The organism is Pseudomonas brassicae (assembly GCF_010671725.1).
Taxonomy (GTDB): domain Bacteria; phylum Pseudomonadota; class Gammaproteobacteria; order Pseudomonadales; family Pseudomonadaceae; genus Aquipseudomonas; species Aquipseudomonas brassicae.
This window is the reverse complement of the sequence record NZ_JAAHBU010000050.1, coordinates 1-6215: the sequence shown is the minus strand read 5'-3', so window position 1 is coordinate 6215 and position 6215 is coordinate 1. Positions and strand designations below refer to the sequence as shown.

Here is a 6215-nt window from a genome sequence, read left to right as displayed (position 1 = left end):
TGCAACGTACCATGGCCTGCAGAATCACCGTTGTCAGCCTTGTTTGCCCGGCATTGGATCTCTGGCGCGGCCATCAGCAGCAAAAATTTGCTTCTTTTTGGTTATTAACAAATAGCTTCTTATTCCTTTACGAATATAACCCCCGCCCTATACTTGTCCTCATGCAAGGCAAACCCAGCAGGAGGCATCCCATGCGCAATGAGTCGATTCGTTACCTGATTGTGCCGGGCTGGCAAGGATCGCCAGACGATCACTGGCAGTCCCACTGGCAGAACACCCTGCCCAACAGCGCTCGCGTCGAACAGGCCGACTGGCTCACGCCACGCCGCGAAGACTGGGTGGCCGCGCTCGAACAGGCCATCGCCACCGACACTTCGCCAGTGATCCTGATCGCCCACAGCCTGGGTTGCATCACCGTCGCCCACTGGGCCGCGAACGCCAGTGCCAGCCTGCTGCGCCAGGTGCGCGGCGCCTTGCTGGTGGCCCCGGCCGACGTTGAACGCCCGGCCTGCGCGCCCGCCCTGCGCAACTTTGCACCGATCCCGCAGAACCGCTTGCCGTTCCCGAGCCAGGTGGTCACCTCCGACAACGATCCGGCCGTCAGTGCACCACGCGCCATGCAACTGGCCCGCGCCTGGGGCGCTGAAGCCGGCGTGCTCGGCGGCGCCGGGCATATCAACGTCAAATCCGGGCACCGGCGCTGGGAGCAGGGCTTCGCCTACCTCTACCGCCTGCAGAACCGCCTGGAACAGCACGCACTGCGCCGCGCCTGATAACGCTGCGGCCCACCTTCATTTAACAACGTCCGCGCCGTGAGTCGCCTGGGCGGGAGTTCGCCATGAGCCTTCACGACACCTACGGGCAGCCGCTGCTGACCTTTCCCGAAAGCGACAAGAGCCCGCTGAGCATTCGCGCCAAGGCGCTGGTGTTCGTCGACCCACGCTCGCGCCAGCTGCGCGAAGAGCTCGAACTGCTGGCGCCGCTGGCCCTGCCAGTGCTGATCCGCGGCGAGACCGGCACCGGCAAGGAGCTGCTGGCCCGGCAGATCCACCGCGCCAGCGATCGCGGCGGCCTGTTCGTCTCGGTCAACTGCGGCGCCATCAGCCCCACCTATGCCGATGCCGAACTGTTCGGCTACAGCGCCGGCGCCCACAGCGGCACGGCCAGCAGCCGCGCCGGCTGGTTCGGCTCGGCCAACGGCGGCACCCTGTACCTGGACGAAATCGCCGACCTGCCGCTACCGATCCAGGTCAAGCTGCTGGCAGCGCTGGAAAACCGCGAGGTCACCCGCGTCGGTGCGCAACAGCCCAACCCGGTGGACGTGCGCCTGGTGGCCGCGTCGAGCATCGACCTGGCCCAGGCGGTGGCCGCCGGCAAGTTCCACGACCGCCTCTACCACTACCTGCACGAGGGCCGGCTGGAGCTGCCGGCGCTGCGCGAACGCATCGGCGACATCCTGCCGCTGGCGGAATACTTCATCGGTATCTACAGCCCGCGCCTGAACCTGGCGCTACCGCCGCTGCTCAGCGAAGCCGCACAACGGGTGCTGGAACTGCACAGCTGGCCAGGCAATACCCGCGAGCTGGAGAACGTCATTCACTTTGCCTTGCTGGTCAGCAGTGGCGACGAGATTCTGCCGCAGCACCTTAATCTGCCCACGCCGCTGCAGGCGCTCTCGGCGCAGCTCGACCAGCTCTGCCGACTGGGCCAGCCCGGTGAGCGCAGTGCGTTGCAAGCGTTGCTGCAACAGGTGACGTTGCGCCTGGCGCAACCCGCTGCCTGAGCTTATGCACACTATGCAATCGAAAATGGAATAAGTAGCTAAGCAAAAGATATTGTTCGGGAATAAAAAATCTCGGTATTGTCCGCTTCACGCCGGCAGACACCGCCTGGCACCTCTGTTTTTGCCGTCGACCGATGGCTGTTATTCGAATAAGGACTGCGCATGAAAAAGGCTCTGTTGTTGACTGCATTGGCAGCCGCTCTGTCGGTTGCAGGTTTTGCCCAGGCCGGCGAAAAGCTGGTGGTAGCGGCCACCCCGGTACCCCACGCCGAGATCCTCGAGCTGATCAAGCCAACCCTGGCCAAGGAAGGCGTAGACCTGGAAATCAAGGTGTTCACCGACTACGTGCAGCCTAATGTGCAGGTCGACCAGAAGCGCCTGGATGCCAACTACTTCCAGACCCTGCCATACCTCAAGAGCTTCAACGAAGGCAAGGGCACCCACCTTGAGACCGTGATCGGCGTGCACGTCGAACCCTTCGGTGGCTACTCGAAGAAGGTCAAGAGCCTGTCCGAGCTCAAGGACGGCGCCACCATCGCCATTCCCAACGAAGGCTCCAACAGCGGCCGTGCGCTGATCCTGCTGCAGAAGGCCGGCCTGATCGAATTGAAAGACCCGAAAAACGCCCTGGCCACGCCCAAGGACATCGCCAAGAACCCGCACAATTTCAAGTTCCGCGAACTGGAATCGGCCATGCTGGCGCGTGTGCTGGACCAGGTCGACCTGGACATGATCAACACCAACTACGCGCTGGAAGCCGGCCTGAACCCGGCCAAGGATGCCCTGGTGATCGAGGGCTCCGACTCGCCGTACGTGAACTTCCTGGTGGCTCGCCCCGACAACAAGGACAGCGACGCCATCCAGAAGCTGGCCAAGGCGCTGACCAGCCCGCAAGTGAAGGAATTCATCGAGAAGAAATACAGCGGCGCGGTGCTGCCAGCGTTCTGATGCGCCAGCAGGCCCCTGCATGAAAAACGCCGACACCGGTTGCCCGGGTCGGCGTTTTTGCGTTGCAGGCTCAGCGCGGGGTGTTGACCGCGCGGCGCAGCGCGGTGAGCAGTTTGAGCAATTCGGCAGGATCGAGGGCTGGCGTGGCGCTGTTCATGGTTGTCTTCCTTGTTAGAGGCGCGGCTCGCGGGCCGCGATCGGCAGCGTTTGGATAGCGTTTTTTGTAGGAAAGATCCCGGAGCCTGGAAGGATTTTTCCGGTTAGCCATTTGCGTGATATCAATATGCAATAAAGATATTTAAATAAATATTTTTATAGCTTTAGAGTATTACCAACGTGCTTACCGGCACACCCAACCTCAGCCCGTCGCCGCGCCCGTCTACCCCCAGGCCGGCTAGAGATGATCCCCATGCAGCGCAATCCTGTCTGTGCATCGAGGCCGCTTCCATGAGCTTCGACGTCGCTTTTATCCTTAGCACATTGCCGGCGTTTCTCAAGGCCGTCGGGGTGACCCTGCAGGTCGGCCTGATCGCCATCGTCACCTCGCTGGTGGTGGCCGTGCTCAACACCGCGATCCTGGTCTACCGCACGCCGTACCTGCACCGGGCAGTGGGCCTGTATGTGGAGCTGGCGCGCAACACGCCGCTGCTGATCCAGCTGTTCTTCGTGTACTTCGCCTTGCCGACCCTGGGCCTGAAAGTTTCCGGCTTTGCTGCAGCGATCATCACCATGACCTTTCTGGGTGGCGCCTACCTCACCGAAGTGCTGCGCGCCGGCGTGGATGCGGTGCCTGCCGCGCAGCTGGAGTCGGGGCGCTCGATTGGCCTGTCCGAAGGCCAGTTGTTGCGCCACGTGATCCTGCCCCAGGCCGGCATCCTCAGCCTGCCGGCGCTGTTCGCCAACTTCATCTTCCTGCTCAAGGAAACCACCGTGGTCTCGGCGGTGGCGGTGCCGGAGATTCTCTACACCACCAAGAGCTATATCGCCCTGTACTACAAGACTTACGAAATGCTCGCGGTGCTCACGCTGATCTGCGTGTTGCTGTTCCTGCCGTTGTCGCTGCTGCTCAGCCGCCTGGAAAGGAGGATGCAACATGGCCAGTTCGGGTCTTGAACTGTTGCTGATCTCGTTGCCGCAGTTGGCCAAGGGCGCGGGGCAGACCCTGGCGATCTCGGCGCTGGGCATCGTGTTCAGCACCCTCGGTGGTGTGCTGTACGGCGTGCTCGCCACTCTGGGCAAGCGCAGCGTGAACGTGCTGCTGCGCATCTATCTGGAACTGTTTCGTGCGATCCCGGTGCTGGTGTGGCTGTACCTGCTGTTCTTCGGCTTGCCGATCTTCTTTGCCGTAAGCCTGCCCAGCTTCTGGTGCGCCGTGCTGGTGCTGTCGCTGTGGGGCGCCAGCGAGGTCGGCGAGGTGGTGCGCGGCGCGCTGCATTCGCTGCCACGCGGGCAGCGCGAGGCGGGCCTGTCGATCGGCCTGGACGGCTGGCAGCTGTACGGCTACGTGCTGCTGCCCCAGGCGCTCAAACGCATGACGCCGCCGACCATCAACATCTACACGCGCATCATCAAGACCAGTTCGCTGGCGGTGCTGATCGGGGTGGTGGACGTGATCAAGGTGGGCCAGCAGATCATCGAGCGCACCTATGAGTCGGTGCTGATCTACGGTGCCCTGTTCCTGTTTTTCTTTTTCATCTGCTACCCGCTGTCGGCCGCCTCGCGCGCGCTGGAGCGGCGCTGGACACACGCATGAGCGCACTGATCGAGTTCAAGGGTTTCAACAAGTTTTTCGGCGAGCAGCAGGTGCTCAAGGATATCGACCTGCAAGTGCACAGCGGCGAAGTGCTGGTGATCCTCGGCCCCAGCGGCTGTGGCAAGAGCACCCTGCTGCGTTGCCTGAACGGCCTGGAGGTGGCCCACAGCGGCAGCCTGAAGCTCGACGGCAACGAGCTGCTGAGCACCACCACCGACTGGCGCCAGGTGCGCCAGCAGGTGGGCATGGTGTTCCAGAGCTACCACCTGTTCGGCCACATGAGCGTGATGGAGAACCTGCTGCTGGGTCCGCTCAAGGTGCAGAAGCGCGACCGCATTGAGGCCCAGGCCCAGGCCGAAGCGTTGCTGGCGCGGGTCGGCCTGCTGGACAAGCGCGATGCCTACCCGCGTCAGCTGTCGGGCGGCCAGCAGCAACGCATCGCCATCGTGCGGTCGTTGTGCATGAACCCGCAGGTGATGCTGTTCGACGAAGTGACCGCCGCGCTTGACCCCGAGATGGTCAAGGAAGTGCTGCAGGTGATCCAGGGCCTGGCCCGTGACGGCATGACCTTGCTCATCGTGACCCATGAAATGGCCTTCGCTCGCGCGGTGGCCGACCGCATCGTGTTCATGGAGGCCGGCAGGATCCTTGAACAGAACCCACCCGAGCGCTTCTTTACGGACCCGCAGACCGCACGCGCGCAGCAGTTCCTGGAGAAATTCTCCTTTGTTGAAAGCCTGCCCAAGAAGACACTTATCAAGGAATTTTCATGAAGACTGCCCACGCTTCAAAATGGCTGCTGTCGCTGTTCACCCTGGCCGTACTGGCCGGCTGCAACAAGTCCGAAGAGCCGAACAAGCCGGCCGCCAGTGGCGCCACGCCGGCCACCAGCTACCTGGAAACCATCAAGGCCCGCGACAAGTTGATCGTTGGCGTGTTCACCGACAAGCCGCCGTTCGGCTTTGTGGATGAGACCGGGCGTTATGTCGGTTTTGACACCGACATCGGCCGCGCGCTGGCCAAGTCGTTGCTGGGCGACGAGAACAAGGTCGAGTTCGTGGCGGTGGAGCCGGCCAGCCGGATTCCGTTCCTGCAGAGTGACAAGGTCGACCTGATCCTGGCCAACATGACCGTGACCCCGGAGCGCAAGGAAGCGGTGGAGTTCACCAACCCGAACCTGCGCGTTGCGGTACAGGCGCTGGTGCCTGAGGGCAGCGAGGTGAAGCAGCTCGACGACCTGGCGGCCAGGACCACCATCGTCACCACCGGCACCACGGCCGACATCTGGCTGACCAAGAATCACCCGGACTGGAAGTTGCTCAAGTTCGAGAAGAACTCCGAGTCGTTGCAGGCCTTGGCCAATGGGCGGGGGGATGCGTATGCACAGGACAACCTGATCCTGTTCAGCTGGTCGAAGCAGAACCCGGGTTACCGCGTGCTGGAGGAGAAGCTGGGTGAGGAAGCGCCGATTGCGCCGGCGGTGAAGAAAGGCAACATCGAGCTGCGTGACTGGGTCAACAGCGAGCTGGCGCGCCTGGGCGAGCAGAAGTACCTGCTCAAGCTGTATGACCAGTATGTGCGCAAGGAACTGAGCGACGACACCAAGCCTGAGAGCGTGATTGTCGAGGGTGGCAAGTGGCAGGGTTGAGATCCTGACACCGCGTTGCGCTCTTCGCTGGCAAGCCAGCTCCCACAGGGAATATGCAACGGCGAACCTTGTGGGAGCTGGCT

Annotated in this window: 8 protein-coding genes; 7 read left to right on the top strand and 1 reads right to left on the bottom strand. The window is 62.6% G+C overall.

Features of this window, described 5'->3' with window-relative positions:
• The first annotated feature begins 191 nt into the window (after positions 1–191).
• From G3436_RS04775 to G3436_RS04765, 3 genes are all read left to right on the top strand, one after another.
• Entirely contained in the window at positions 192–773 is a 582-nt protein-coding gene (locus G3436_RS04775; protein ID WP_163941888.1) for an alpha/beta hydrolase, read from the top strand.
• A gap of 65 nt (positions 774–838) precedes the next feature.
• Positions 839–1783: a sigma 54-interacting transcriptional regulator gene (locus G3436_RS04770; RefSeq protein ID WP_163941884.1), complete on the top strand. Its 945-nt coding sequence runs from the start codon at positions 839–841 to the stop codon at positions 1781–1783.
• A 162-nt stretch (positions 1784–1945) separates the two neighbouring features.
• Complete coding sequence (locus G3436_RS04765; protein WP_163941882.1) at positions 1946–2731, top strand: MetQ/NlpA family ABC transporter substrate-binding protein; 786 nt, start codon at positions 1946–1948, stop codon at positions 2729–2731.
• Between the two features lie 70 nt (positions 2732–2801).
• On the opposite strand, the gene G3436_RS04760 is transcribed toward G3436_RS04765, so the two are convergent.
• A complete protein-coding gene (locus G3436_RS04760; protein WP_163941880.1) occupies positions 2802–3020 on the bottom strand; it encodes a hypothetical protein in 219 nt (72 codons plus the stop codon).
• A gap of 158 nt (positions 3021–3178) precedes the next feature.
• On the opposite strand from G3436_RS04760, the gene G3436_RS04755 reads away from it, so the two are divergent.
• From G3436_RS04755 to G3436_RS04740, 4 genes are read left to right on the top strand one after another with little or no spacing between them, the layout of a single operon-like run.
• The gene (locus G3436_RS04755) at positions 3179–3844 is read left to right on the top strand and encodes an amino acid ABC transporter permease (RefSeq protein WP_163941878.1); all 666 of its coding nucleotides are present in this window, start codon (positions 3179–3181) and stop codon (positions 3842–3844) included.
• Positions 3825–4484 (top strand): amino acid ABC transporter permease, encoded by a 660-nt coding sequence (locus tag G3436_RS04750; RefSeq protein ID WP_163941876.1) that lies wholly within the window; start codon positions 3825–3827, stop codon positions 4482–4484. Before G3436_RS04755 ends, G3436_RS04750 begins: the two co-directional genes overlap by 20 nt.
• Complete coding sequence (locus G3436_RS04745) at positions 4481–5257, top strand: amino acid ABC transporter ATP-binding protein (protein WP_163941875.1); 777 nt, start codon at positions 4481–4483, stop codon at positions 5255–5257. Before G3436_RS04750 ends, G3436_RS04745 begins: the two co-directional genes overlap by 4 nt.
• On the top strand, positions 5254–6132 hold the full coding sequence (locus G3436_RS04740) for a transporter substrate-binding domain-containing protein (protein WP_163941872.1): 879 nt from the start codon (positions 5254–5256) through the stop codon (positions 6130–6132). Before G3436_RS04745 ends, G3436_RS04740 begins: the two co-directional genes overlap by 4 nt.
• Positions 6133–6215: the final 83 nt, after the last annotated feature.